Source organism: Arenimonas oryziterrae DSM 21050 = YC6267 (assembly GCF_000420545.1).
GTDB lineage: Bacteria > Pseudomonadota > Gammaproteobacteria > Xanthomonadales > Xanthomonadaceae > Arenimonas > Arenimonas oryziterrae.
On the sequence record NZ_ATVD01000001.1, the window covers coordinates 371928 to 398101 of the forward strand.

Genomic DNA, 26174 nt, shown 5'->3' on the forward strand with positions numbered 1-26174 from the left:
GCCGAAGGGTGCGTCCTGTTTTTACCGCCCACAGGGGCCATCGGATTGACCGTCGCCGCGACCGCCAATCCCATGCTTCCTGACCGACACGCCAGAACCCTTTGCCGCGCATGACCAGCGAAACGACTCTCGCCCTGCCCGAACTCGCCGAACACTCGCGCCGCGATGCGCGTGCCGACCGCCTGTTCCATGGCGTCGTCGCGACCGCGGGCATTTTCGTTCTGGTGGCGCTGATCGGTGCCGCCCTGTCGATGCTGCTCGGCGGCCGCCTCGCGCTGGAAACGTTCGGCTGGAAATTCTTCACTTCCTCCGACTGGGACGTCGGTGCCGGCCAGTTCGGCGCGCTGGTGCCGATCTACGGCACCCTGGTGACCTCGCTGATCGCCATGATGATCGCCGTGCCGATCAGCTTCGGCATCGCGCTGTTTCTCACCGAAGTCGCGCCCGCCTGGTTGCGCACGCCGCTCTCGGCCGCGATCGAATTGCTCGCGGGCATCCCGTCGATCATCTACGGCATGTGGGGCCTGTTCGTGCTCGGCCCGTATCTGGGCGAAAAGGTCTATCCCTGGCTGGGCGAGAATCTCGGCCCGCTGCCCGTCATCGGCGCGCTGTTCCAGGGCCCGCCGCTGGGCATCGGTATGCTCGCCGCCGGACTCGTGCTGGCGATCATGGTCATTCCGTTCATTTCCTCGGTCATGCGCGAAGTGTTCCTGACCGTGCCCACGCGCCTGAAGGAATCGGCGTATGCGCTCGGCTCGACGACCTGGGAAGTGGCGTGGGACATCGTGCTGCCGTATACGCGTTCGGCGGTGATCGGCGGCATTTTCCTGGGCCTGGGTCGCGCGCTCGGCGAGACGATGGCGGTCACCTTCGTCATCGGCAACGCCTACCAGCTCAGCGCGGGCCTGCTCGAACCCGGCACATCGATCGCCTCGACCATTGCCAATGAATTCGGCGAAGCGGTCGACCCGTTGCACAAGTCGTCCCTGCTTGCCCTGGGCTTCGTCCTGTTCCTGCTGACCTTCGTCGTACTCGCGGCGGCTCGCCTCATGCTGGCCCGCCTGCAGCGCCGGGAGGGCAACTGATGGACGCCGCCACGCAGAATCTCTATCGCTTTCGCCGCTTCAAGAACAGCTTGGCACTCGTGCTCTCGGGTTTCGCGGCGATCTTCGGCCTGTTCTGGCTGATCTGGATCCTGTGGACCACGCTGAGCCGCGGCATGAGCCACCTCAATCTCGCGCTGTTCACGCAGATGACGCCCGCCGCAGGCGAGGACGGCGGCATGCTCAACGCCTTCGCCGGCAGCCTCATCATCGGTCTGATGGCGATCGCGATCGGCACGCCGATCGGCATCGCGGCCGGCACCTATCTGTCCGAGTACGCGCGCAACCGCAAGCTCGGCGAAGCAATCCGCTTCGTCAACGACATCCTGATGTCGGCGCCTTCGATCGTGCTGGGCATGTTCGTCTACACCGCAGTCGTGATGCCGATGGGACACGCATCGGCGCTGGCCGGCTCGATCGCCCTGGCCTTCATCGCCCTGCCGGTGATCGTGCGCACGACCGACGAAATGCTGCGCCTGGTGCCGAGCACGATGCGCGAAGCGGCGCTGTCGCTGGGCATTCCGCAGTGGAAGGTCACCGTGCAGGTGCTGTATCGCGCCGCCCTGCCGGGTATCGTCACCGGCGTGCTGCTGGCCTTCGCACGCATCAGCGGCGAAACCGCGCCCTTGCTGTTCACCGCGCTCAACAACCAGTACTGGAGCACGGACCTCATCCAGCCGATGGCCAGCGTGCCGACGGTGATGCTCAGCTTCGCAATGAGTCCGTTCGAAAACTGGAACGGCCTGGCCTGGGCCGGCGCGTTCTGCATGACCCTTTTCGTCCTGGCGCTGGGCCTGATCGCCCGCGCCATCCTGCTGCGCAACAAGATGAGCCATGACTGACGTGCAGATCGCCCTCGCCCCGAATTTCGCCGCCGCCAAGACCACGGCGGTCACTCCCGCACCCGCGAAGCTGTCCGCGCGCAACCTGTCGTTCTATTACGACCAGTTCAAGGCGCTCAAGGACATCAATCTCGACGTGCCCGAGAAGCAGGTGACCGCGCTGATCGGTCCCTCCGGCTGCGGCAAGTCCACGTTGCTGCGCATCTTCAACCGCATCTACTCGATCTACCCGAAGCTGCGTGCGGAAGGCGACGTCCTGCTCGACGGCGAAAACGTGCTCGACCCGAAGTATCCGCTCAACAAGCTGCGCTCCAAGGTCGGCATGGTGTTCCAGAAGCCGGTGCCTTTCCCGATGTCGATCTACGACAATATCGCCTACGGCATCGGACACTACGAGAAGCTTTCGCGCGCTGATATGGACGTGCGCGTGGAAGCGGCGCTGCGTCAGGGCGCGCTCTGGGACGAGGCCAAGGACAAGCTCAAGCAGAGCGCGCTGGGCCTGTCCGGCGGCCAGCAGCAGCGTCTGTGCATCGCCCGTGCAATCGCGCTCAAGCCGCAGGTGATCCTGTTCGACGAACCGACCTCGGCGCTCGACCCGATCGCCACCGGCAAGATCGAGCAGCTGATCTCCGAACTCAAGCAGCAGTTCACGATCCTGATCGTGACCCACAACATGCAGCAGGCAGCGCGCGTCTCCGATTTCACCGCCTTCATGTACCTGGGCGAGCTCATCGAACACGGCGTCACCGAAACGATCTTCACCAAACCCGGCAAGCAGCAAACCGAAGACTACATCACCGGTCGCTTCGGCTAATTCCAGGCAGAGAACGCAGATGCCCAACCACGAACACATCGTCAAGAGCTACGACTCCGAGCTCGACCGCCTGTACGGCGAAATCACCCGCATGGGCGAGATCGCCACCGCGCAGCTCGACGCCGCGATCGACGTCATGATCCGCCGCGACACCAAGGCGGCCGAACGCGTGGTCGCCAACGACGACGCGATCGACGCACTCGAACACGAAGTCAGTCACGACGTGCTGCGCCTGCTCGCCCTGCGCCAGCCGATGGCCCGCGACCTGCGCGAGGTCTACGCCGCCCTGCGCATCTCGGCCGACATCGAACGCATCGGCGACTATGCCGCGAACGTGGCCAAGCGCTCGATGGTGCTCAACCAGAGCACGCCGGTCGCCGCCGCGCACGGCCTGCCCGCGCTGGCCAAGACCGCCAACCTGCTGGTGCGCGACGCCCTGCTTGCATTCCGCACGCGCGACGACAAGCTCGCCATCGAAGTCTGGAACCGCGACGCCGAAGTCGACGCGCAGTACACGGGCCTGTTCCGCGAGCTGCTGACCTACATGATGGAAGATCCGCGCAACATCACCTCCTGCGCGCACCTGCTGTTCATGGCCAAGAACATCGAGCGCATCGGCGACCACGCCACCAATATCGCCGAGAACACCTACTTCCTCGTGCACGGCGAACAGCCCCTGGGCAGCCGCGAGAAGCGCGACACCACCGCCGAATAATCCGGCCGTCGATCCGCCCCCGAAAACCCGCCGCCTCGGCGGGTTTTCCTTTTGGGGTCAAGCACCTGCGCAGCCTTCGGCGAGGCCTGCCGGGCCCTGGCGACGGGTCGGGCGTGCCGGCGGCGCGAGGGCAAATCGGGTAAACTGCGCGGGCTCGATGCTCGGTACGGGAGATAGTGGCGAAAGCCACTGCCGAAGGCGCAACGCCCGTAATCGCTCAGGAACCAGAACCGTACCGCGCGAGCGACTCTGGAGAGACCGGCAACCACCGGCGCCGAAGGGGCAGTGGACCGCATCGCGGTTCCAAACTCTCAGGCAAAAGGACAGAGGGGCGAATGGAGCTTTCGAGCGGCGCGACCGTGAGCGGGCGCTCCATTCGTGGCATCTCACCCTCCCTGCCCTGTCCCGGACCTGCCATGAATCGCGAACCCCTGCGCCAGCTCGAGCACCACGACGCCTTCCTCGAACGCCACATCGGCCCGAACGCCGACGAAATCGCCAGCATGCTGACCGCGATCGGCCAGCCCTCGCTCGACGCGATGGTGCAGGCGATCGTTCCGGCGAACATCCAGCTCACGGCGCCCCTGGCGCTGCCGGCCCCGATCAGCGAAACCGAAGCGCTGGCCAAGATCCGCGAACACGCGAACAACAACCAGGTGTTCCGCAGCTTCATCGGCCAGGGTTACTACGGCACGCACACGCCGGCGGTGATCCTGCGCAACGTGCTCGAGAATCCGGCCTGGTACACGGCGTACACGCCCTACCAGGCGGAAATCTCCCAGGGCCGCATGGAAGCGCTGATCAACTTCCAGACCATGGTCGCCGACCTGACCGCAATGGAAATCAGCAACGCCTCCCTGCTCGACGAAGGCACCGCCGCCGCCGAAGCGATGACGTTGGCCAAGCGTTCGTGCAAGAGCAAGTCGAACGTGTTCTTCGTATCCCAGGACTGCCATCCGCAGACGATCGCCGTCGTGCGCACGCGCGCCGAAGGTCTGGATATAGACGTGGTTGTCGGTGACGACGCCGCTGCCGAAAAAACCGATGCCTTCGCCGTGCTCCTGCAGTACCCGTGCAGCACCGGCGAAGTGAAGGACTACGCGAAGATCGCCGCCGCCGTGCATGCGCGCGATGGCGTCGTCGCCGCCGCCGTCGATCTGCTCGCGCTGACCCTGCTCACGCCGCCCGGCGAATGGGGCGCGGACATCGTCGTCGGCAATACCCAGCGCTTTGGCGTGCCTTATGGTTTCGGTGGCCCGCATGCCGCTTTCCTGGCGTGCAAGGACGCGTTCAAGCGTTCGATGCCGGGCCGCCTGATCGGCGTGTCGGTCGACACCCTCGGCCAGCCCGCCTATCGCCTGACCCTGCAAACGCGTGAGCAGCACATCCGCCGCGAGAAGGCCACGTCCAATATCTGCACCGCACAAGTGCTGCTGGCCGTGATGGCGAGCATGTATGCGGTCTACCACGGCCCGGACGGCCTGCGCCGCATCGCGCAGCGCACGCATCGTCTTGCCACGCTGTTCGCGACCGGCCTGAAGAACGCCGGTGTCGCGGTCAATGCCGGCTTCTTCGACACCGTGCATGTCACCGGCATCGACGCCGGCAAGCTGCATGCCGCGGCACGTGCGCAGAAGATCAACCTGCGCGAGATCGACGGCAGCCAGCTGGCGATCGCGTTCGACGAAACCAGCACGCGCGCCGATGTCGACGCCTTGTGGTCCTTGTTCGGCGTGAAGGCCGATGTCGACGCCTTGGACGCCAGCACCGCCGATGCCCTGCCGGCCGGTCTACTGCGCAAATCGAAGTTCCTGACCCATCCGGTGTTCAACACCCACCACTCCGAGCACGAACTGCTGCGCTATCTGCGCCAGCTCGCCGACAAGGATCTGGCGATGGACCGCACGATGATCCCGCTGGGCTCGTGCACGATGAAACTCAACGCCACCAGCGAAATGATTCCGGTGACGTGGCCGGAATTCGGCAACATCCATCCGCTCGCCCCGGCCGAACAGACGCGTGGCTATGTCGCACTCATCGAAGGCCTGGAAGCGATGCTGGTCGAGTGCACCGGCTACGACGCGGTCAGCCTGCAGCCGAACTCCGGCGCGCAGGGCGAATTCGCCGGCCTGCTCGCGATCCGTGCGTATCACCGCTCGCGCAACGAAGGCCATCGCAACATCTGCCTCATTCCGGAATCGGCGCACGGCACCAATCCGGCCTCGGCGCAGATGTGCGGCATGGACGTCGTGGTCGTGAAATGCGACAACAACGGCAACGTCGATGTCGCCGACCTGCGCGCGAAGGCCGAGAAGCATTCGGCCAATCTCGCTGCGCTGATGATCACCTACCCGTCCACGCACGGCGTGTTCGAGGAAGCTGTCGTCGAGATCTGCGAAATCATCCACGCGCACGGCGGCCAGGTGTACACCGACGGCGCGAACATGAATGCGCTCGTCGGCCTCGCCAAGCCCGGCAAGTACGGTTCCGACGTCTCGCACCTCAACCTGCACAAGACCTTCTGCATTCCGCACGGCGGCGGCGGCCCGGGCGTGGGCCCGACCGCAGTCAAGGCGCACCTCGCCCCCTTCCTGCCGGCGAAATACAACGAAGACGCGACCGTCGGCATGGTCAGCGCCGCGAGCTACGGCAGCGCCAGCATCCTGCCGATCAGCTGGATGTACATCGTGATGATGGGTGCCGAAGGCCTGCGCCGCGCTACCCAGGTCGCCCTGCTCAACGCCAACTACATCGCCAAGCGTCTCGCACCGCACTATCCGACCCTGTACACCGGGCGTAATGGTCTGGTCGCGCACGAATGCATCCTCGACCTGCGGCCCATCAAGGACGCCTGCGGCATCAGCGCCGAGGACGTGGCCAAGCGCCTGATCGACTACGGCTTCCACGCCCCGACCCTGAGCTTCCCGGTCGCCGGCACGCTGATGGTCGAGCCGACCGAGAGCGAATCCAAGCACGAACTCGACCGCTTCATCGCCGCGATGATCGCGATCCGCGACGAAATCCGCGCGATCGAACAGGGCCGCATGGACGCGAACGACAATCCGCTCAAGAACGCGCCGCATACCGCGACGATGGTCATGGCCGAGAACTGGGCGCACGACTACAGCCGTGAGCTCGCCGCGTTCCCGCTCGCCACGCTCAAGCAGGCCAAGTACTGGCCGCCGGTCGGCCGCGTCGACAATGTCTACGGTGATCGCAACATCATGTGCGCCTGCGTGCCGATGACCGACTACGCGGAAACGCCGGCGACCTGAGCCGGCCCTCCCCGATGCCATCCACAAACGCCCCGGTTCGCCGGGGCGTTCTGTTTTCAGGCCGGTCCCTGCGTCTAAACGCTTCCTGAACACGTCCCGCTGCGCCGCGCATCCCCGGTCCCTGGCCCACGCTCTTTTGCCCTGTGACACGCGCGACATCACGCGCCATGCTTAGCCACCGGGAGTCGGGACACACCATGAACACGCTGACCTGGAACGTCGACCTGCAAGCAGCCCGATCGGGCGACGCCGGTGCGCTCGAACGCGTGCTGCAGCGCTCCCGACAGGACCTGCGCCGCTACGCCGAGTACCACTGCCCGATCAACGATGCCGAGGATGCAGTGCAGGAGTCGCTGTTCATCGTCTCGCGCAAGCTCATGGACCTGCGTCAGCTCGAATGCTTCGCGTCCTGGCTGTTCCGCATCGTCAAACGCGAATGCAACCGCTACAAGCGCATCAAGCGCGCCCTGCTGCAGGTGCCGATCACCGAAGACATCGTCGGCCCCTGCTACCCCGAATCGAAGGGCATCGCCCGCGACGTCGCCCATGCGATGGAATCGCTGCCGGCGCACTATCGGGAAATCATTCTGCTGCGCGACCTCGACGGCCTGACCATCGAAGAACTTTCCCTGCAACTCGGGCTCACGCCGCAAGCCGCAAAAGCGCGCCTGCATCGTGCCCGCAGCCTGGCGCGCGAATACCTCGACGCCTGATCCACACCCGCCGGGTTTCCGGCACTCCCGCTGTTTCCCACCCACTGTAACCACCCAGAGAGAGAAGTCATGTCCAATAAAACCTTCACCCCCGCCCGCCTCGCCGGCGCCGTCGTCCTCGGTGGCCTGGCTTTCGCCCAGGCCAGCTTCGCGTTCACGCCACTGAGCCAGGGCTATGCCTCGGCCACCGCCACCGCCGCCAAACCCGCCGAAGGCAAATGCGGTGAAGGCAAGTGCGGCATGGCGATGACCGACACCAACAAGGATGGCCGCATTTCCGCCGCCGAACATGCCGCGCGCGCCAAGACGATGTTCGCCGCGATGGACAAGAATCACGACGGCATGGTCAGCGCCGACGAGATGAAGGCCGCGCACGAAGGCAAATGCGGCGAAGGCAAATGCGGTGCCGGCAAGACGGCCGCGGCGGAAGGCAGCTGCGGCGCCGACAAGGGCAAGACCGAAGGCAGCTGCAGCGGCAAGCACTGAGCACGTCATGACGGCCATTCGACCCCTTCCCGCGAATGCTGCCGGCCTCGGACTGCGGCGGGCCCTTCTGGGCCCGCTGCAGGACGCGGCGCCGGACGCGTTCGACTTTCTCGAATGCGCGCCGGACAACTGGATCGGCGTCGGCGGCCACTACGGCGAGGCCCTCGCCGACCTGTCCGCGCGACATCCGCTCGCCTGTCACGGGCTGTCGCTGAATCTCGGCGGCACCTTGCCCTTCGATGAAACGCATCTGCAGCGTCTGCGCCGCTTCCTGGAAACGCACCGCGTGCCGGTGTTTTCCGAGCACCTGAGCTATTGCGCCGACGACGGCCAGCTCTACGAACTTCTGCCGATGCCCTTCACCGAGGAAGCTGTGCATCATGTCGCCGGTCGCATCCGTCGCGTGCAGGACGCCCTCGGCCGCCGCATCGCCGTCGAAAACATTTCCTACTACGCCGCTCCGTTCCAGGCCATGCCCGAGATCGATTTCCTCACCGCCGTTCTCGAGGAAGCCGACTGCGATCTGCTGCTCGACGTCAACAATGTCTACGTCAACAGCATCAACCACCGCTACGACGCGCTGGAGTTCCTGCATCGCCTGCCCGCCGCCCGCATCGCCTGCCTGCACGTCGCCGGTCACTACGACGAGGCCGACGATCTCAAGATCGACACGCACGGCGCGCCGGTAAAAGCCTCGGTCTGGGACCTGCTCGCCGAGAGCGCGCGCTGGCACGGGCCGCGACCGACGGTGCTGGAACGCGATTTCAATTTCCCGCCATTTGCCGACCTGTTGGCGGAAGTCGAAAAAATCCGCACCACGGTGGCGTCGGCGTCGCCGGAGGAAGCCCGCCATGTCCGCGCCTGACGCACTGCACGGACAACAGGCCGTGCTCGCGGCCCATCTGCGCGATCCGCGACAACCGCCACCGCCCGGCCTCGAGGCGCGACGCGTGGCGATCTACCGCGAGCTGTTCTTCGACAACATCGAAGGCCTGCTGGCGGGAAATTTCCCCGTCCTGCGGCGCCTGTTCGCCGGCGAGCGCTGGCAGACCCTGGTGCGCGGATTCTGTCGCGACCATCGCAGCCTCACGCCGCTGTTCACCGAAGTGGCGCGCGAATTCCTTCGCTATCTCGACACGGTACCGGTGCCGGACGATGCGCCCTGGCTGCGCGAGCTGGCCCACTACGAATGGGTCGAACTGGCCCTGGAACTGTCCGAAGCGACCTTAAGCGAGGCGTCGGCAACGACGGCGCCCGCGTCGATCCAGGATCCACTCGACGACGTCCCCAAGCTGTCGCCCCTGGCCTGGCCACTCGCCTACACCTGGCCCGTCCATCAGATCTGCAAAACCTATTGGCCTCGCCAGACGCCAACGGCTCCGACCTTTCTGCTGGTCCAGCGCGATCCGAACCATCGCGTGCGCTTCCACGAAATCGACGCCTTGAGCTTCCGTCTGCTGCAGATGATCGAAGACCACCCGGCGCGCCGCGCGCGCGAGCACCTCGATGCGCTCGCGCAGGAAGCGCAGCCTGACGATCGTGCCGCCTTTCTCGCCAACGGCGCCTCGCTGCTGACGATGCTCGAAACCAACCACGTCCTACTGTCCCCTTTCCGGAGAAACGCATGAGCCCGACCCTCACCGATCGCTGGCAAGCCCTGACCGAACGCCTCGACGGCGTCGGCGACTGGCTTGCTCCCCTGGGCCTGCGCCTGCTGCTGGCCTGGGAATTCTGGGAATCGGGCATCGAAAAATATCGCGGCGAAAATTGGTTCGCCGACATCCAGTCGAGCTTCCCGTTTCCGTTCAACCATGTGCCGGCGAATATCAGCTGGGGCATGGCGACCTGGTTCGAGATCCTCGGCGCACTCGCCCTGCTGTTCGGATTGGGCACACGCTTCTTCGCCTTCAGCCTGTTGGTGTTGACGATGGTCGCGACGGCGGCCGTGCATTGGCCCGCGGACTGGATGTCGCTGTCCGAGCTCGCCAAGGGTTATGCAATCAGCAATGAGGGCTTCGGCAATTTCAAACTGCCGCTGATCTTCGCGGTGATGCTGCTGCCGCTGGTGTTCCGCGGCGCCGGCTGCTTCAGTCTCGATGCGTTGCTGGCCAAGTCCATCGGCAAACAGGCGCCGGTGCGCAACCACGACACGTTCGCCTGGTCGCTGGGTCTGTTCGTGCTCGGCCTGCCGCTGATCACGCTGATGCCGGCGCTGGGCGCGGCCCTGGTTGCGATCGCGGTCTTGCTTGCGCTGACCTCGGCCTTCCTCTTCGCCTGAGGGCTACCGGCGACGGGGTGAGGCGAGCTGCTATCCTGCCGGCCATGGATAGCACCCTTCCCCCGCCGCGCATGGCCGACCGGTTCCGCGGCTTTCTGCCCGTTGTCGTGGACCTGGAAACCGGCGGTTTCGAAGCGAACCGCCACGCCTTGCTGGAAATCGCCGCGATTCCGATCCTCATGGACGGCGAGGGCCGGTTTTCTCCCGGCGAAACCATCACCACGCATGTCGAACCGTTTCCAGGTTCGGAGATCGATCCGAAATCGCTGGAGATCACCGGCATCGACATCGGCCATCCGTTCCGCGATGCAAAACCCGAACGCGAGGCGCTGGATCACATTTTCACCGGCGTGCGCGCCGCCGCGCGCAAGGCCGAATGCCAGCGCGCGATCCTGGTCGGCCACAACGCGCATTTCGATCTGGGCTTTCTCAATGCGGCCGTCGCGCGCGTGGGCCACAAGCGCAATCCCTTCCATCCGTTCAGCACCTTCGACACCGTCACGCTCGCCGGCCTGGCCTTCGGCCAGACCGTGCTCAGCCGGGCGGTGCAGGCGGCGGGCCTGTCCTGGGACGGCGAGCAGGCCCATTCGGCGGTCTACGACACCGAACGCACGGCCGAGCTGTTCTGCCTGATCATGAATCGCTGGCGTGACTACGCCGGTTTGCTGCCGCCCCCGGCCGGTTCGACGCCCTGACTGCGTAACGATTCCTTACACCCGCCTGCGCTGCAATGGCGGATCGATCCAGCCCAGGAGTCCGCCATGCTTCACGACAGCATTCTCGACACCGTTGGCCGCACCCCGGTCGTACGCATCAATCACCTCGCGCCCGCGGGCGTGACGATGTACGTCAAGTGCGAGTTCTTCAATCCGATGTCCTCGGTGAAGGACCGTCTGGCGCTCGCGATCATTCTCGACGCGGAAGCGCGCGGCGTGCTCAAGCCCGGACAAATGGTCGTCGAAGCAACGTCCGGCAACACCGGCATCGCGTTGGCGATGGTCTGCGCGGCACGCGGCTATCCGTTCGTGGCGATCATGGCCGATTCCTTCTCCATCGAACGGCGCAAGCTCATGCGCGCCCTCGGTGCCAAGGTCCTGCTGACGCCGGCGGCCGAACGCGCCACCGGCATGATCAAACGTGCCGAGGAATTCGCCGCCAAGCACGGCGCCTTCTATGCCCAGCAGTTCGACAATCCCGCCAATCCCGCCTTCCATCGCAACACCACGGGTCCGGAAATCCTGCAGGACTTCGCCGGCAAACGCCTGGACTGGTTCGTCACCGGCTGGGGCACCGGCGGCACGCTGACCGGCGCCGGACAGATGATCAAACTGGCGCGACCGGCGACGAAGATCGTCACCACCGAACCGGCCGGCGCCGCGATGCTGACCGGCAAGGATTGGGCCCCGCACAAGATCCAGGGCTGGACGCCGAATCTGGTGCCGAGCGTGCTCGATCGCGATGTCTACGATCACAACCTGCCGGTGACCGACGATCTCGCCCGCGACACCGCCCGCGCGCTGGCGCAGAAGGAAGGCATTTTCTGCGGCATTTCCTCTGGCGGCACGTTCGCCTGCGCGTTGCAGGTCGCGAACGAGTTCGCGAAACCGGGCGACGTGATCTTGGCGATGCTGCCCGACACCGGCGAGCGCTACCTCAGCACCTTCCTGTTCGAAGGCATCAACGAGGGTTCCGACGAGGAGTGGCTCGCCACTCTGTAATCGTCATGTGGGAGCGGACCTGGCCGCGATGCCCTTGCGAAAACGCATCGCGGCCAGGTCCGCTCCCACAAAACCTAGACGGCAGGCTTGCTCGCAAACCGCCGCTTCAGCGAAAACCAGATGCCATACAGGCTGATCACCATCCAGGCCAACTCGATGGTGAACACTGGCCAGTTCATCTGCGTGGCATAGACCACCGAGACCAGGATGCCGCCGGCGCCGAGCAGGTTGAGGATCGAATACAGCGCGCCGTTGCCGTCGAGCTTGCGCACCTGCAGGCCGAAATAGGCCGCAAGGATCACGAACGTGCCGGCGAAGCCGACGAAGTCGTACCACTGCAGACTCATCATTTCGTCGCCCCGAGACGCTGACGCACGACCTCGAACAGGGAAATGCCCGTCGCGACCGACACGTTGAGGCTTTCCATCTCGCCGGGCATTGGAATCTTCACCAGCTGATCGCAGTGCTCACGCGTGAGACGACGCATGCCTTCGCCTTCGCCGCCGAGCACGAGCGCGACATTGCCGGTGAAATCGATGCCGTGGATGCCAGCCGTCGCTTCGCCATCGAGCCCATACACCCACACGCCGGCATCCTTGATCGCGCGCAGCGTGCGCGCGAGGTTGGTCACGCTGATGACGGGAATGCGATCAGCCGCACCGGCGGAGGTCTTGCGCACGGTCGCATTGATCGGCGCGGCCTTGTCTTTCGGAATGATCACGGCCGTCACGGCCGCCGCGGCGGCGCTGCGCAGGCAGGCGCCGAGGTTGTGCGGGTCCTGGATGCCGTCGAGCACGAGGATCAGTGCCTTGCCACCGGCTTCTTCGATCAGGCCCGGCAGCGCGCTTTCTTCGACCTGCTTGGGCGCTTCGTAACGCGCGATCACGCCCTGGTGGCGCAGTCCGCCGGCAACGCCGTCGAGCGCCTGCAAGGCGATGCGGCGCACGGAGATCTCGCGGCGACGTGCGGTCTCCTCGATTTCGGTCAGGCGCGGATTCTTGCCGCCGGCTTCGATCAGCACCTCGCGCACATTCTCGATGTCGTGCTCGAGCGCCGACGAAACGGCGTTGATGCCGGCGATCCAGGTTCCCTTGCTGCTCATTGCGTTCGTTCCATCAATACTTGAATTATTGTGTCGCGCGGGCGCTTATTCCGCCCACGCCTTCTTCTTGCGCTCGCCCTGCACCTGCTTGGGCTCGACGAGCTTGAAGTCGATGCGCTTGTCCTCGACGCTCGCCTTCATGACGACCACGCGCACCGGGTCGCCCAGGCGGTAGCTCGTGCCCTTGCGTTCGCCCTTGAGCGATTTGCGCAGCGGATCGAAGTGGTAATAGTCGTGCGGCAGCTGTGTGACGTGCACCAGGCCGTTGACCTTGGACGGCGTCAGTTCGACGAACAGGCCGAACGAGGTCACGCCGCTGATGACACCGTCGAACTCGCTGCCGACGTGCTTCTCCATCCAGGCGCTGCGGTAACGCTCGTCGACCTCGCGCGAGGCCTCGTCGGCGCGGCGCTCCTTCTCCGAACACTGCACGCAGAGCACGGCCATCTCCGCGCCGCTGTAACCGAAGCCGTCTTCGCTGCCCTTGATGAGGGCGTGCTTGATCGAGCGATGCAGCAGTAGATCGGGATAACGCCGGATCGGCGAGGTGAAGTGCCCGTAAGCCTCCAGCGCCAGACCGAAGTGCCCCTTGTTGTCGGTCGAATACACGGCCATCGACTGCGAACGCAGCAGCACCGTCTCGAGCAGCGCGGCGTCGGGACGCTCGCGGATCTTCTTGAGCAGGTTGGTGAAATCCTTGGGCTGCACCGCGCCCCAGGCCGGCAGACGCAGGCCGAACTCGGACAGGTATTCGAGCAGGTCGGCGTATTTGGATTCCGGCGGCCGGTCGTGCACGCGGAACGGCGCCGGCACTTTCTTGGCGAGGATGAAACGCGCGGCCTCGACATTGGCCGCGATCATGCATTCCTCGATGAGTTTGTGCGCATCGTTGCGCTCGAGCATGCCGGCCTGGATGACCTCGCCCTTGTCGTCGAGCACGAAGCGCGTCTCGGCCGAATCGAACTCGATCGCGCCACGCTTGCTGCGCGCCTTCTTGAGCACCTGATAGAGCTGATGCAGGCGGTCGATGTTCGGCATCAGCGCGCCGACGGTCGCCAGCGCCTCTTCGTCCTTCTCGATCGCTTTCCAGACCTGGGTATAGGTCAGGCGCGCATGCGAGTTCATGACCGCTTCGTAGAACTTCGATTCGCTGACCTGGCCTTCGAAGTCGATGTGCATGTCACAGACGAAGCACAGGCGGTCGACCTTGGGCTTGAGCGAGCAGATGCCGTTCGACAGCGTCTCGGGCAGCATCGGCACGACGAAGCCCGGGAAATACACCGAGGTGCTGCGCAGCACGGCTTCATCGTCGAGCGCGGTGCCCGGATGCACGTAATGCGAGACGTCGGCGATCGCGACGATCAGGCGGAAGCCGGTTTTCAGGACTTCGCAATACACCGCGTCATCGAAATCCTTGGCGTCCTCGCCATCGATCGTGACCAGGGGCAGCTTGCGCAGATCCACGCGCGCTTTCGCAACGTCCGCCGGCACATCGACCGGTACGGCCGCGGCTTCGGCCAGCGTTTCCTTGTTGAACTCGTGCGGCAGGCTGTGGCCGTGGATCGCCATTTCGACCACGCGCGAGGGCGTGAGCTTGTCGCCGAGCACCACGAGCACCTTGCCGATCGGCTGGCGGCCGCGTTCGGGCGCGGCGGTGATTTCGCAGACGACCAGCTGGCCTTCCTTGGCGCCGTTGCGCGCGTCGGTCGGGATCAGCAGTTCGATCAGCACGCGGCGATCGTCCGGAATCACGGTGCCGATGCCGGCGCGTTCGCTGTAGCGGCCGACGACGCGGGTCAGGCGGCGTTCGAGTACTTCGACGATCGCGCCTTCGCGGCGACCGCGGTGATCGACATTGGTGACGCTGGCGAGCACGCGGTCGCCATGCATCGCCTTGCGCATTTCGCCCGGCGGCAGGAACAGGTCGTCGCCGCCCTTCTCGGGCTTCATGAAGCCGAAGCCTTCCGGATTGGCGATGACGACACCGGCGATGAGGTCGAGCTGTTCGGCGACGGCGTAACCGCCGCGCCGGTTCATCAGCAACTGACCGTCGCGCAGCATCGCGCTGAGGCGGCGCGACAGGGCCTCGAAACGGTCGGGCGCAGTAAGTTTCAGCGCCTGGGAAATTTCTTCGGCCGTCAGCGGGCCGGGGGCGTCGCCGAGGAACTCCATCAGCGCCTCGCGGCTGATGATGGGCTGGGCGTATTTGCCGGCTTCGCGCTCGGCATGCGGATCGGCGCGATGGCTGCCGTGCGCGGGGCCGGATTTGCGGCCGCCATGGGCGGGTTTGCCAGCGGCGAACGGAGGAGGTTTAGGTCCGGAGCGGCTTCCGCCCGGTTTGCCCGGAGGTTTGGGTCCCGATTTGGCGCCAGGCTTGCCGCCGGACTTGGCCTTCGGCTTGCCGCTGCCGGTTTCGCCACTCAATTTCATCGACTCGGGCATCCACGGCGGACGCTTGCTGCCACCGGCAGGCTTTTTCGGGGTTTTGGTCATGGCGCGATGGTACACCGGCCCCGCCCCGCAAGCCCTTGTTTTGACTGCCCTACCCCGTCTTAATTGACAGAAACGGGCGCGCCCCTTAAATTACGCGGCTCCACAGCGCCCGCGCCGTGGATTTGCCCTGGTGGCGGAATTGGTAGACGCACTAGTTTCAGGTACTAGCGGGTAAAACCGTGGAGGTTCGAGTCCTCTCCTGGGCACCAATACAGAATTCCGGGTTTCCGGAATACAAAAAAACCGCGCCTTGGCGCGGTTTTTTCTTTTGGGTCCGTCGAAGTATCAGGCCGCCGACGTACCCGGCAACGCCCGCCCCGTCTCCAGCAAGGTCTTGAGGTTCGACAACACCGTCGGCCAGCCGCCGGAAATGCCCTTGAGCATCTCGGCATCGAGCTCGTCGTGGGTGACGGTCAGGCGAACGGTGCCGTCGACGTAGTGCTCGATGTCGAAGACGACGCGCGAATGCCTTGCGCCGTTGTCGACATCAGCCGGGCGCGCCCAGGAGATGACGAGGCGGGTCGGCGGCGTGGACTCGATCACTTTGCCGAGGATATCTACCGTGTGCGCCTCGTCGATGCGCTGGTGTTCCCAGCGCGAGCCCGGCTGCCAGTCGGAGACGTTCACGCGCGAACAACCGGCTTTCGGATCGACCCAGTACTGGCGTGTGATCTCCGTGTCGGTAATGGCTTGCCACACTTTTTCCGGCGTCGTCGCGATGTAGGTCACGTAGACGTAGTCAGGTTTTTTTGTCGTCGTCATGTTCGAGTTTCCTCTTGAGGTCGCGCAGCGCACCGAGGCGGCCGCGCTCGAATTTTCCGATCCAGCGCTCGTAGATTTCCTGCAGCGGCACTGGGTTGAGGTAGTGCAATTTCTCCCGCCCCTGCCAGACGACGGCGACGAGGTTGGCTTCTTCAAGCAATTGCAGATGCTGCGTCACGGCCTGACGCGACATGTCCATGTGCTCGCACAACGCCGACAGCGTCTGGCCGTTGTCCCGATGCAGCAGATCGAGCAGACGCCTGCGACTGGGGTCGGCGAGCGATTTGAAAACCTTGTCGATGTCCAAGGGGTGATTCGGTTCCTGCGCTTCGGGGCCGCGGGGAATCATATGCAAGCATTTGCTTGCATGTCAAGCGACCTATCTCTACCCCGCTTTCGCCGCCGTCAATCCGGCGCGCCGAGACACCGCTGAACTTGCTGGATCTCGCCCGACCACATACCCATATGCCCGCGCTCGCGCGCGGTGAACCGGCCGGCGACATACGCGTAGCCGCTCTTGAACGACTTCCCGTTGAACTGCGAGCACTCGCGCGCGTCGACCCATAACCCGTTGGACGTAAGTCCATGTTCGTAGTCTTCGCGATGCAGATAGATGCCGTTACCCTCGAACTCGAAGTGGACATAGCCGCGAACCAGGATCAGCTTGCCTTCAAACTTCTCCGGCGTTGCGAGTAGCTGGATGATCGAGACGTTGATGGGATCTTCAACGGCAGGTGCGCGGGCGACGGCAGGCTGCATCAACCCGAGGACCGAGAGGAAAACCAGTGAACACAGGACCTTCATGGCACCGCTCCTTTGAAAGGGATCAACCCGCGAGAACCAGAGCGGAAAACGACTCCGCTACCACGATCGGCTCAATACGAGACCGGTTCAAGAGAATATCCTCATGGTCGAAACGAACGATAGCCGGTGCGTCGGGCCGGGTCCGCATATCGAGACACACCGGGTCGTAGCTACCGGTGTCGGGGCGACCGATCTGGAGAAAGCCGCGGGGAATCAGCCAATCGCGCACAGCGGGATCCTTGAATGGCGCGACGGTGATGTCCTCGTCGGAGCCATCTCCCAGGTTCGAGAACGACTCGAATCCTGGGACGTCAAATGCCCGGAAGCGGTAGAACTCCAACAGGCTGCGGTACGGCTCGGGTAAGCGACGGCCGAATGATGCTTCCAGCTTGGCGAGCCAGGGGCAATCAACGGCATGCTCGAGCGGGAACCCCAGTATCTGAAGATGCTCGGTGATTTCTATTACTTGTGAATCAGTCACAGTCTGCCTCGCCGGGCGCCAGCAGACGACCGCCCATCGGAGACCAGATCAGCGTTTCATGCTCCAGCTTTGCAAACGAGCGCAACATTTTCGCAAGGCGATTGATCTGGGCGGCTTCCGACTGAATGCAGAACTCCGCCAGCTCGCGATAGAGAATGTCCCGGTTGTTGTTGAATCGAAAATGCATGGCGCAGTAGCCCCGCGCGTCGGCAAACACATGAAACTTGAAATAGAAGGCCCAGTTGTCTTCTTCTTTCTCGGATCCCAATTCGTAGACAAATTCATCGGACGGACCGCGAGGAAAGGCCTCGAGGGCAGCGGCGATTTCGACCAAGTCGGAAGTGCGGACATAAATCTCAATTTCCGCCGCTTGCCGTCCATTCGAGGCCATTACCTGCAGTTGCAGATAGTCCGGTTCTTCGTAAGGGATTCGTATGATTTTGATCAAGTCGCGCATGGGTTTCCCGTAGCCGCCCACAATAGTGCCAGCGCGCCTTGCATTTGAACTACAAGCTCTCTTGCCGTTCTGCTGAAATCTTCAGCGATTCCGGCTTGCCTGTAACCCCAGTCGAAAACTCAACTTGAACCTCATAGTCAAGACCGAGATGCTTCGCCTCGAAAGACGAGTAGCTTCCGCTGGCATAGTTTGGGATCAGTCTGGGCACGAGGTCACTGGGATTCCCCGGACCAAGACAAGCCAAGGCGTCGTTGATATTTGCGTACATGAACTCGGTTGAAGAGTGCTTCAAGAGCCAATCGCACAAGGTCATTCCGGGACCGTAGTTGTCATGCGTACATGTCTTGCTCCAGGTCGGCCAGTCTGTCACCAGCTCCACGGAATGAACTGACTTGTCGGCAGCCGCACGGGCGAAGGAAGCGATCTCCCGGCATATCGCATCTGGAGCATTGTCTCTGTCGAGAGTCGCGCACCCCGTCATGGCCAAACAACTCGTCACGATTGCGATGCGGAAGGGGGTGGCCATACCAAATCCAATGAGTTATTGAATGCAGTCTCAGGGACGAATTCGCACCGAAATGCACCCTGACGCCTATTCGCGGATATCACCTGCTAATCCCATGAGTCAGAGAATGACTCTTCGGCAGGCGTCTGTTGCGCTATCGTGATTAATCCATCACGCCCTATGATTCTCAACGAACCGTCTGAGTTGATCGTGTACACATCCTCCGTAATTGGATTGAAATACGCCCCCTCAACGCCCCTGACAAGCAAAGCGCCCTGCGGCCAGAAGCAACAACCGCCAAGAACGTCGCCGCTGTAGATACCCACGTAATTCCCCCGTACTTTTACAATACTTGTTGTGTAGTGGCTCATGATTTCCTGCGTCTTTCCGGGATACTCCCACTCACCCACCAGCTCCCACTTTTCGCTACTGGGTATCGTGTAGAGGTAGCGACCATAGATCTCGGCCACATCGGCTGAGTCCGCACCTATTGATGCGCAACCAGCTGCCGGCAGAAGAAATAGTCCCAGAATAAGAGGCTTCATTTTTGAGACTAATTCCTGAATTAAGCGGCAGCTTCACTGCGGCAGTTTTTAAAACCCAGTAAGCAGCCAACCGCCCACTGGCATGAACTTCTAGGCCTTTAGCTTCGAGCAAATTGAAGCCAATTTTTGGCGCGCTATAACAGCCTGATCCTTATCGGTCACCGCAACAACGACAATCAAAATACTTCTTTTTAGTTTTATCGTTAGATAGGTTGACGTGCTGACGCCAGATAGCGTCGCCTTCCATTCTCGGTGAGGAATAGCAAGGCCAGAGCAAACGGAGGAATTGGAAATAATCGTATGTTTCTTCAAATAGTCTGTCTCATATTTCTGATGTTCAGTTAGCGCATCACCCTCAGGAAGCTCGGCAATTGGATAACTTGTCAGTTGAATCAATATTCCATCAATTTCTGCAAAAAGCCTTCCGTCATCATCTGCGGTTCGAATGGTCTTGCCAGCGACATCGAAGGAGAATGATTCTTCCCCCTTCGGGCCGACGAATAGAAACCCATCTTTTGATCTTGTTACTTGAAGCGCCGAATTGGCCGCATTCAACGGCATCGATATTGCAAGCAGAGATAACAGAATTAGGTTGCGAGGAATTTTCATTTATTGGCTAAACGCCTGAATTAAGCTGCCCCGCGAAGCGGATTCGGCTTGAATGAATTGTTAGGCTGCGCCCCGGCCATGCCAGAAGAAGAACAGCCTGCGCCTGATGATCTTTAATGCCAAAAATCCAAATACAAGTGCTGTTGCAGCATACGGCCAAACCTGATGCATGGAGAAGAAGGCGTGTGCTTTGTAAGGGCCAGAACTTGTGACGGCCATGTAGGTTAGATAGAGGATACCTGCAGCAATACCGAGAGCTATAAGTAGCCAGATGCTAGTCATTAACCAATAGCCGATTGGGTTGATCTTGCGCTTCAGCACAATGTCACCCATGACCCATACACGACGAGTCTCTAGCGCAGAAATAGCTAGGTCGACTAGAAATATCGCGAGGAAAAGTGCTGAGAGATATCGAAACATCGATTTAGCAGCCTAACTGCATTTAGACACCCAACACGGGGCGACGATGCATAGTCCCCGCTTCTTTCAACCCCGGTCAAGGATTGCCCCTTCCAATCCCTGGGCTCGACCAAACTCCGTCGCCACTCCAAAGCTTCCCGGCCAGACACCCCTCACCCGTCTCATCCAATAAGACCCCCAAGTGCTTGAATCCACTACCCCTGAAAATGGATAGTGGAGTCCGATCGTGATACCACATATATTTGTGGCATGAGCACCTTGACCGAGCGGCAGCGGGAAATCCTGGACTTCGTGACCGCGTTCATCGAGCGGGAGCGGATGGCGCCGACGTTGGCGGAGATCGCGGCGGCGTTCGGCTTCAGCCAGGCGCGGTCGGCGCAGCAGCATCTGCAGGCGATCCAGGCCAAGGGGCATCTGAGCCTGCTCGAGGGCAAGGCGCGCGGGATTCGCGTGCATGGCAAGGCCTCGCTGCGTGGCAAACGCAATGACCTGCTGTCGCTGCCGATCCTCGGGCGCGTCGCGGCGGGCGTGCCGATCGGCGCGGCCGCGGATTTCGATGGCCAGCTGCGCGTGGATCGCACGGCGTTTTCGCCGATGCCCGATTACCTGCTGAAGGTGAAAGGCGAGTCGATGCGCGACGACGGCATCCTCGATGGCGATCTGGTCGCGGTGCAGCGCGCCTCGGATGCACGCAACGGGCAGATCGTCGTGGCGCGGCTGGAAGACGAGATCACGATCAAGCGCCTGAAGACCGACGGCCGCAAGATCCTGCTGCTGCCGCGCAATCCCGAGTACGCGCCGATCGTGGTGCCGCGCGGCGCCGACTTCGCGATCGAAGGCCTGTACTGCGGCCTCGTGCGGCTGGGCTGAGCATGGGCCAGGTGGTCGCCCTCGACAGTTTGCTGCGCGACCAGCGCATCTGGCGCGGGCATGGCACGGCGCCGGCGGTGTCGAAGCAGCCGACCGGTTTCGCTGCGCTCGATGAAGCGCTGCCGACACTGGGCTGGCCGGAAGCGAGCCTCGTCGAAATCCTGCTCGCGAGCGACGGCATCGGCGAACTCGCACTCGTGCTGCCGACGCTGGCGCGTTTGTCGTCGGCGGGAAAGCCGATCGTTGTCATTGCGCCGCCGTATCGGCCGTATGTGCCGGCCTGGCAGCACGCAGGTGTAGCGCTGTCGCAATTGCAGATTCTCGATGCCAGTCCGCGCGATGCACTGTGGGCGATGGAACAGGTCTTGCGCGCGGGCTGTGCGGGCGCCGTGCTCGGCTGGCCGATGAAGGCCGACGATCACGCGCTGCGTCGTCTGCAGGTCGCGGCGGAAACAGGGCAGACGCTGGGCTTCGTATTCCGCGCCGCGACCGCCGCGAACAATCCCTCGCCGGCCCCCCTACGCCTGTCGATGACGTCGACACCGCGCGGCGGCGACGTGCGCGTACTCAAGTGCCGCGGTGGTCTGCCACCGCCGCGTCCGATTGCCCTGCCCCCGCGCCAGCGATGCTGACGGCACCCCGATCATGCTCTGGGCCTGCATATTGCTGCCGCATCTGGCGCTCGACGGCGTCCTCCGCCGCCATCCGAGCCCGGAGCAGCCGCTCGCGCTGATCACGGGCACGGCGCAGAAGCGCGTGCTGCTCGATGCCAATGACACTGCACGCGCCGCCGGTTTGCGTCCGGGACAGGGCTTGACCGCCGCGCATGCGGTGCTGCCGAACTTCGCCGCGATCGACCACGACCCGCGCCAGGACGAACGCCTGCGCCGCCTGCTCGCCGCGTGGGCATATCGCTACAGTTCGATGGTGCGGCTGGAAGGCGCGGACGCGATCGCGCTGGAAGTCGAAGCGAGTCTGGGTTTGTTCGGGCCGTGGCCGCGGTTCGAGGCGCGTCTACGCGAGGATCTTTCTGCGCTGGGCTTTCAGCATCGCATCGCACTCGCTCCGACGGCGCAGGCGGCCTGCGTGCTCGCCGGCGCGAGCGACGGCCTCGCGATCACAGACCCCGCGCATCTGCGCCACGCGCTCGGGCGTCTGCCGCTGAGCCTGGCGCGCCTGCCCGAAAAAACCGTGAGCACGCTCGCCGGCATGGGCGTGCGCGAATTGCGCCAGACGTTTGCGTTGCCGCGCGCGGGTCTCGCAAGACGTCTGGGGCCGGAGCTGCTCGCGCAACTCGACCGCCTCACCGGCGACGCGCCCGATCCGCGCGAACTCTATCGCCCGCCGGACAAGTTCGAAGAACGCATCGAACTCAATTACGAGATCAGCCACCACCCGGCCCTGCTGTTTCCGGTGCGGCGCCTGGTCAACGATCTCGCCGCGTACCTGGCCGGACGCGATGGCGGCGTGCAGCGTTTCGTGATCGCGCTCGAGCATGAGGATCATGCCGACACGAACGTGGTCGTCGGCCTGCTCGCGGCCGAACGCGATGCGGCGCGGTTGTTCGATCTCGCGCGGGCGCTGCTCGAACGCACGGCGATTCCTGCGCCGATCCGCTCGCTGCGCCTGGTCGCACGCGATCTGCCGCCATTCGTGCCGGCGGGTCGCGACCTGTTCGACGAACGCCCCGCCCAGGCGATGCCGTGGGAAGCCCTGCGCGAACGCCTGCGCGCGCGCCTCGGTGCCGATGCCGTGTATCAACTGACGCCGCATGCTGATCCGCGGCCGGAGCAGGCGTTCCGACGCAGCGCCCTGATCCGCAAGGAGCCGGAGGCGCTGCAGCTGCCGCCGCGTCCGACCTGGTTGCTGCCGCAGCCGGTGCCGCTGCGCGATCACACACTGGAAATCCTCGCCGGTCCCGAGCGCATCGAATCGGGCTGGTGGGATGGCGGCGATATCCGTCGTGACTATTACGTGCTGCGCACCTCGCAGGGCCAGCGGGCATGGGCGTTCCGGCCGGCGGGTGTCGATGCGGGCGCGTGGATGTTGCACGGGTGGTTCGCATGAACGTCTACGCCGAACTTCATTGCCTGAGCGATTTCAGCTTCGGGCGCGGCGCCTCGAGCGCGCGCGAATTGTTCGAACGCGCCCAGGCCCTGGGCTACCGCGCGCTCGCAATCACCGACGAATGCACGATGTCGGGTATCGTGCGCGCGCTGCAGGCCTCGGAGCAGACCGGGCTGCCGCTGATCGTCGGCACCGAGATCACGCTCGACGACGGTTTGAAATTCGTGCTGCTCGCGCAGACGCAGATCGGCTACAGCGCGATCTGCCGACTGATCACCGTCGGCCGTCGGCGCGCCGATAAAGGTACGTACCGACTGACACGCGCCGATCTGGACGAGGGCCTGCCCGATACGCTGGCGCTGTGGATACCCGGGCACGAGCCCTGCGCCGAGCATGGCGAGTGGCTGCGCGATCGTTTCCCGCAGCGCACGTGGCTGGCCGTCGAACTGCATCGCGGCGCCGACGACCCGACGCGCCTCGCGGATCTGCTCGCGCTCGCCGACCGCCTGCGCCTGCCCGCCGTCGCCGCCGGCGATGCGCATATGCATGTGCGGGCGCGGCGCGCGCTGCAGGACACGCTGACCGCGATCCGCCACCACTGTCCCGTTGCGGACGCGGGCGCGCATCTGTTTCCGAACGGCGAGCGGCATCTGCGCACGCCGCGCGCGCTGAAGGCGATCTATCCGCCGGCGCTGCTGGCCGAAACCGCGCGCATCGCCGAACTTTGCACTTTCGACTTGAGGAAACTCGATTACCACTACCCGCACGAACTCGTGCCCGCCGGACAGACCGCGACTTCGTACCTGCGTGCGCTGACGCTGACAGGCATCGCCTGGCGCTGGCCCGGCGGCGCGACAGTCGCCGTGCGCAAGCAGATCGCCCGCGAGCTCGCGATCATCCGGGAACTGACGTATGAATCCTTTTTCCTGACCGTGCACGACATCGTCCGTTATGCGCGCAGCCAGGGCATCCTCTGTCAGGGCCGCGGCTCGGCGGCGAATTCGGCGGTATGTTTTTGCCTGGGCATCACCTCGGTCGATCCGGCCGAGAGCAATCTGCTGTTCGGACGCTTCCTGTCGAAGGAGCGCAACGAGCCGCCCGACATCGACGTCGATTTCGAGCACGAGCGGCGCGAGGAAGTGCTGCAGTACGTGTACAACAAATACGGGCGCGAACGGGCGGCGCTCGCCGCGACCGTGATCCGCTACCAGGGCCCGAGCGCGATCACCGATGTCGCGCGGGCACTGGGCCTGCCGGCGGACCAGATCGCCCTGCTCAGCGCGGTGTTCGCGCGCGGCAATGGCCGGGCCGAGCTCGACGTGCTGCTGCGCGAGCGCGGTTTCGATCCCGAGAGCCGCGTGCTGCGTCGGATTTTCAACCTGACCTCGCAACTGGTGGGCTCGCCGCGACATCTATCGCAGCACGTCGGCGGTTTCGTCATCTCCGAACAGGCCCTGCACGAACTGGTGCCGGTCGAGAACGCGGCGATGGACGATCGCACGATCATCCAGTGGGACAAGGACGATCTCGAGGAACTGGGCCTGCTCAAGGTCGATTGCCTCGCGCTGGGCATGCTCACGGCGGTGAGCAAGTGTTTCGCGCTGCTGCGGCAGCATCGCGGCATCGACATGAATCTCGCGCAGGTGCCGCCCGAGGACGGGGAAACCTTCGCGATGATCCAGCGCGCCGGCACTGTCGGCGTATTCCAGATCGAATCGCGCGCACAGATGGCGATGCTGCCGCGGCTCAAACCGGCGTGTTTCTACGATCTGGTCATCGAAGTCGCGATCGTGCGGCCCGGGCCGATCCAGGGCGGCATGGTGCATCCCTACCTGCGGCGGCGACAGGGAAAAGAAGCCGTGGACTATCCCTCGGAAGCCTTGCGCGGCGTGCTCCAGCGCACGCTGGGTGTGCCGCTGTTCCAGGAGCAGGTCATGCAGATCGCGATGGTCGCCGGCGGCTACACTGCAGGCGAAGCCGACGGCCTGCGCAAATCGATGGCGGCGTGGAAACGGCACGGCGGCCTGGAGCATCACCGCGAACGCCTGCAGGCGGGCATGAGCGCGCGCGGGTATACGCCGGAGTTCATCGAGCGCATCTTCGAACAGATCAAGGGTTTCGGCAGTTACGGTTTTCCGGAATCGCATGCGGCGAGTTTCGCGCTGATCACCTATGTCAGTTGCTGGCTCAAATGCCACGAGCCGGCGGCGTTCATCTGCGCGTTGCTCAATTCCCTGCCGATGGGCTTTTATTCGGTCGACGATCTCGTGCAGGACGTGCGCCGGCATCCGGACCGCACCAAGGTCGTCGAGGTGCGGCCGGTCGATGCGCGTTACAGCGACTGGGATTCGACGCTGGAAGCCTGGCCCGGCGACACCGGACGGCAACCGGCGATCCGCCTGGGCCTGCGCACGATCGGCGGCTTCCGTGCCGATACCGCGCAACGCCTGATGGCCGCGCGACAGGTGCGTGCCTGGGACGATGTCGAGGATCTGTGCGAGCGCGCGCAGGTCGATGCGGCGCATCGCTCCCTGCTCGCCGACGCCGGCGCGCTCAAGGGCCTGGCTGGGCACCGTCATCGGGCGCGCTGGGCGATCGAGGGCGTCGAAAAACAATTGCCGCTGTTCGCGGGACTGGCAATACGCGACGAGGCCGTGAGCCTGACCGTGCCGACCATCGCCGAGGACATGCTCGCCGATTACCGCACGACCGGACTGACCCTGGGCGCGCATCCGCTGTCGCTGTTGCGCAAACAGCTGGCGGCACGACGCTGCCGGCGCATGCGCGAGTACACGCAACTGCCGCACGGCAGCCCGGTGCGCGTCGCCGGCCTGGTGACGATGCGCCAGCGCCCGCAGACGGCGAGCGGCGTCACCTTCGTCACGCTGCAGGACGAGGACGGCATGGTCAATGTCGTGGTCTGGCAGCAGGTCGCGGAGGATTTCCGGCGCGTGCTGCTGGAGTCGCAATTGCTGATGGTGGAAGGCCGCGTCGAGTGCGCCGACGGCGTGCGCCATCTCATCGCAGCGAAGATGGAGAACTACAGCGCGATGCTGGGCGCATTGACGGTGGACAGTCGCAACTTCCGCTGATCGCCGCCCCAAAAAGAAAGCTC

Annotated in this window: 28 protein-coding genes, 1 tRNA gene and 1 riboswitch; of the genes, 17 read left to right on the forward strand and 12 right to left on the reverse strand. The window is 64.0% G+C overall.

What is annotated here, in order from left to right:
• The first annotated feature begins 110 nt into the window (after positions 1 to 110).
• From pstC to cysK, 12 genes are all read left to right on the forward strand, one after another.
• Positions 111 to 1085: a phosphate ABC transporter permease subunit PstC gene (pstC, locus tag G467_RS0101840; protein ID WP_022968025.1), complete on the forward strand. Its 975-nt coding sequence runs from the start codon at positions 111 to 113 to the stop codon at positions 1083 to 1085.
• Positions 1085 to 1945 carry a phosphate ABC transporter permease PstA gene (pstA, locus tag G467_RS0101845; protein WP_022968026.1) on the forward strand — a complete coding sequence of 287 codons (861 nt, stop codon included), beginning with the start codon at positions 1085 to 1087 and terminating at the stop codon, positions 1943 to 1945. The genes pstC and pstA overlap by 1 nt, the downstream gene beginning before the upstream one ends.
• Positions 1938 to 2759 carry a phosphate ABC transporter ATP-binding protein PstB gene (pstB, locus tag G467_RS0101850; RefSeq protein WP_022968027.1) on the forward strand — a complete coding sequence of 274 codons (822 nt, stop codon included), beginning with the start codon at positions 1938 to 1940 and terminating at the stop codon, positions 2757 to 2759. Before pstA ends, pstB begins: the two co-directional genes overlap by 8 nt.
• Before the next feature lie 19 nt (positions 2760 to 2778).
• On the forward strand, positions 2779 to 3474 hold the full coding sequence (gene phoU / locus G467_RS0101855) for a phosphate signaling complex protein PhoU (RefSeq protein WP_022968028.1): 696 nt from the start codon (positions 2779 to 2781) through the stop codon (positions 3472 to 3474).
• Positions 3475 to 3713: 239 nt separating this feature from the next.
• Positions 3714 to 3811, forward strand: a riboswitch (glycine riboswitch).
• Positions 3812 to 3890: 79 nt separating this feature from the next.
• Complete coding sequence (gcvP, locus tag G467_RS0101860) at positions 3891 to 6749, forward strand: aminomethyl-transferring glycine dehydrogenase (protein WP_022968029.1); 2859 nt, start codon at positions 3891 to 3893, stop codon at positions 6747 to 6749.
• Between the two features lie 197 nt (positions 6750 to 6946).
• Positions 6947 to 7462: an RNA polymerase sigma factor gene (locus G467_RS0101865; protein WP_022968030.1), complete on the forward strand. Its 516-nt coding sequence runs from the start codon at positions 6947 to 6949 to the stop codon at positions 7460 to 7462.
• 69 nt (positions 7463 to 7531) lie between these two features.
• A complete protein-coding gene (locus tag G467_RS0101870; RefSeq protein WP_022968031.1) occupies positions 7532 to 7948 on the forward strand; it encodes an EF-hand domain-containing protein in 417 nt (138 codons plus the stop codon).
• 7 nt (positions 7949 to 7955) lie between these two features.
• A complete protein-coding gene (locus G467_RS0101875) occupies positions 7956 to 8813 on the forward strand; it encodes an HvfB family MNIO-type RiPP peptide maturase (protein ID WP_022968032.1) in 858 nt (285 codons plus the stop codon).
• On the forward strand, positions 8800 to 9576 hold the full coding sequence (locus G467_RS0101880) for an HvfC family RiPP maturation protein (protein ID WP_022968033.1): 777 nt from the start codon (positions 8800 to 8802) through the stop codon (positions 9574 to 9576). The genes G467_RS0101875 and G467_RS0101880 overlap by 14 nt, the downstream gene beginning before the upstream one ends.
• Entirely contained in the window at positions 9573 to 10226 is a 654-nt protein-coding gene (locus G467_RS0101885) for an HvfX family Cu-binding RiPP maturation protein (protein ID WP_022968034.1), read from the forward strand. Before G467_RS0101880 ends, G467_RS0101885 begins: the two co-directional genes overlap by 4 nt.
• Positions 10227 to 10297: 71 nt before the next feature.
• Entirely contained in the window at positions 10298 to 10921 is a 624-nt protein-coding gene (rnt, locus tag G467_RS15020; protein WP_022968035.1) for a ribonuclease T, read from the forward strand.
• 66 nt (positions 10922 to 10987) lie between these two features.
• Entirely contained in the window at positions 10988 to 11944 is a 957-nt protein-coding gene (gene cysK, locus G467_RS0101895; protein WP_022968036.1) for a cysteine synthase A, read from the forward strand.
• A 74-nt stretch (positions 11945 to 12018) separates the two neighbouring features.
• Here cysK and G467_RS0101900 read toward each other — a convergent pair whose 3' ends face one another.
• The 3 genes from G467_RS0101900 to rnr are packed head-to-tail and all read right to left on the reverse strand — an operon-like array spanning position 12019 to position 15539.
• Positions 12019 to 12291 (reverse strand): CBU_0592 family membrane protein, encoded by a 273-nt coding sequence (locus tag G467_RS0101900; protein ID WP_026802273.1) that lies wholly within the window; start codon positions 12289 to 12291, stop codon positions 12019 to 12021.
• Complete coding sequence (gene rlmB, locus G467_RS0101905) at positions 12291 to 13046, reverse strand: 23S rRNA (guanosine(2251)-2'-O)-methyltransferase RlmB (RefSeq protein ID WP_022968038.1); 756 nt, start codon at positions 13044 to 13046, stop codon at positions 12291 to 12293. Before rlmB ends, G467_RS0101900 begins: the two co-directional genes overlap by 1 nt.
• A gap of 45 nt (positions 13047 to 13091) precedes the next feature.
• A complete protein-coding gene (gene rnr / locus G467_RS15025; protein WP_022968039.1) occupies positions 13092 to 15539 on the reverse strand; it encodes a ribonuclease R in 2448 nt (815 codons plus the stop codon).
• A gap of 124 nt (positions 15540 to 15663) precedes the next feature.
• On the opposite strand from rnr, the gene G467_RS0101915 reads away from it, so the two are divergent.
• A tRNA-Leu gene (locus G467_RS0101915) sits at positions 15664 to 15748 on the forward strand.
• 76 nt (positions 15749 to 15824) lie between these two features.
• On the opposite strand, the gene G467_RS0101920 is transcribed toward G467_RS0101915, so the two are convergent.
• The 9 genes from G467_RS0101920 to G467_RS17980 form a co-directional block, all read right to left on the reverse strand.
• Entirely contained in the window at positions 15825 to 16301 is a 477-nt protein-coding gene (locus G467_RS0101920; RefSeq protein WP_026802274.1) for an SRPBCC family protein, read from the reverse strand.
• Entirely contained in the window at positions 16279 to 16608 is a 330-nt protein-coding gene (locus G467_RS0101925) for an ArsR/SmtB family transcription factor (RefSeq protein ID WP_033397249.1), read from the reverse strand. The genes G467_RS0101920 and G467_RS0101925 overlap by 23 nt, the downstream gene beginning before the upstream one ends.
• A gap of 98 nt (positions 16609 to 16706) precedes the next feature.
• The gene (locus tag G467_RS0101930; protein ID WP_022968040.1) at positions 16707 to 17105 is read right to left on the reverse strand and encodes a hypothetical protein; all 399 of its coding nucleotides are present in this window, start codon (positions 17103 to 17105) and stop codon (positions 16707 to 16709) included.
• A 22-nt stretch (positions 17106 to 17127) separates the two neighbouring features.
• On the reverse strand, positions 17128 to 17586 hold the full coding sequence (locus tag G467_RS0101935; protein ID WP_022968041.1) for an SMI1/KNR4 family protein: 459 nt from the start codon (positions 17584 to 17586) through the stop codon (positions 17128 to 17130).
• The gene (locus G467_RS15030) at positions 17579 to 18043 is read right to left on the reverse strand and encodes a hypothetical protein (protein ID WP_022968042.1); all 465 of its coding nucleotides are present in this window, start codon (positions 18041 to 18043) and stop codon (positions 17579 to 17581) included. The genes G467_RS0101935 and G467_RS15030 overlap by 8 nt, the downstream gene beginning before the upstream one ends.
• A 49-nt stretch (positions 18044 to 18092) precedes the next feature.
• Positions 18093 to 18569, reverse strand: a complete 477-nt coding sequence (locus G467_RS0101945; protein WP_022968043.1) for a hypothetical protein — start codon at positions 18567 to 18569, stop codon at positions 18093 to 18095.
• An 86-nt stretch (positions 18570 to 18655) separates the two neighbouring features.
• A complete protein-coding gene (locus G467_RS0101950) occupies positions 18656 to 19093 on the reverse strand; it encodes a hypothetical protein (protein WP_022968044.1) in 438 nt (145 codons plus the stop codon).
• 90 nt (positions 19094 to 19183) lie between these two features.
• Positions 19184 to 19702, reverse strand: coding sequence for a hypothetical protein (locus tag G467_RS17975; protein WP_155844806.1), 519 nt, complete (start codon positions 19700 to 19702; stop codon positions 19184 to 19186).
• A gap of 60 nt (positions 19703 to 19762) precedes the next feature.
• Entirely contained in the window at positions 19763 to 20035 is a 273-nt protein-coding gene (locus G467_RS17980) for a hypothetical protein (protein WP_022968046.1), read from the reverse strand.
• 336 nt (positions 20036 to 20371) lie between these two features.
• Between G467_RS17980 and lexA the strand changes: the two genes are divergently transcribed.
• Genes lexA through G467_RS0101975 form a run of 4 tightly spaced genes read left to right on the forward strand, consistent with a single transcriptional unit; the run spans position 20372 to position 26151 of the window.
• Entirely contained in the window at positions 20372 to 20992 is a 621-nt protein-coding gene (gene lexA, locus G467_RS0101960) for a transcriptional repressor LexA (protein WP_022968047.1), read from the forward strand.
• Between the two features lie 2 nt (positions 20993 to 20994).
• On the forward strand, positions 20995 to 21624 hold the full coding sequence (gene imuA / locus G467_RS0101965; protein WP_022968048.1) for a translesion DNA synthesis-associated protein ImuA: 630 nt from the start codon (positions 20995 to 20997) through the stop codon (positions 21622 to 21624).
• 13 nt (positions 21625 to 21637) lie between these two features.
• On the forward strand, positions 21638 to 23059 hold the full coding sequence (locus G467_RS0101970) for a Y-family DNA polymerase (RefSeq protein ID WP_022968049.1): 1422 nt from the start codon (positions 21638 to 21640) through the stop codon (positions 23057 to 23059).
• Positions 23056 to 26151 (forward strand): error-prone DNA polymerase, encoded by a 3096-nt coding sequence (locus G467_RS0101975; RefSeq protein WP_022968050.1) that lies wholly within the window; start codon positions 23056 to 23058, stop codon positions 26149 to 26151. The genes G467_RS0101970 and G467_RS0101975 overlap by 4 nt, the downstream gene beginning before the upstream one ends.
• The last annotated feature ends 23 nt before the right edge of the window (positions 26152 to 26174 follow it).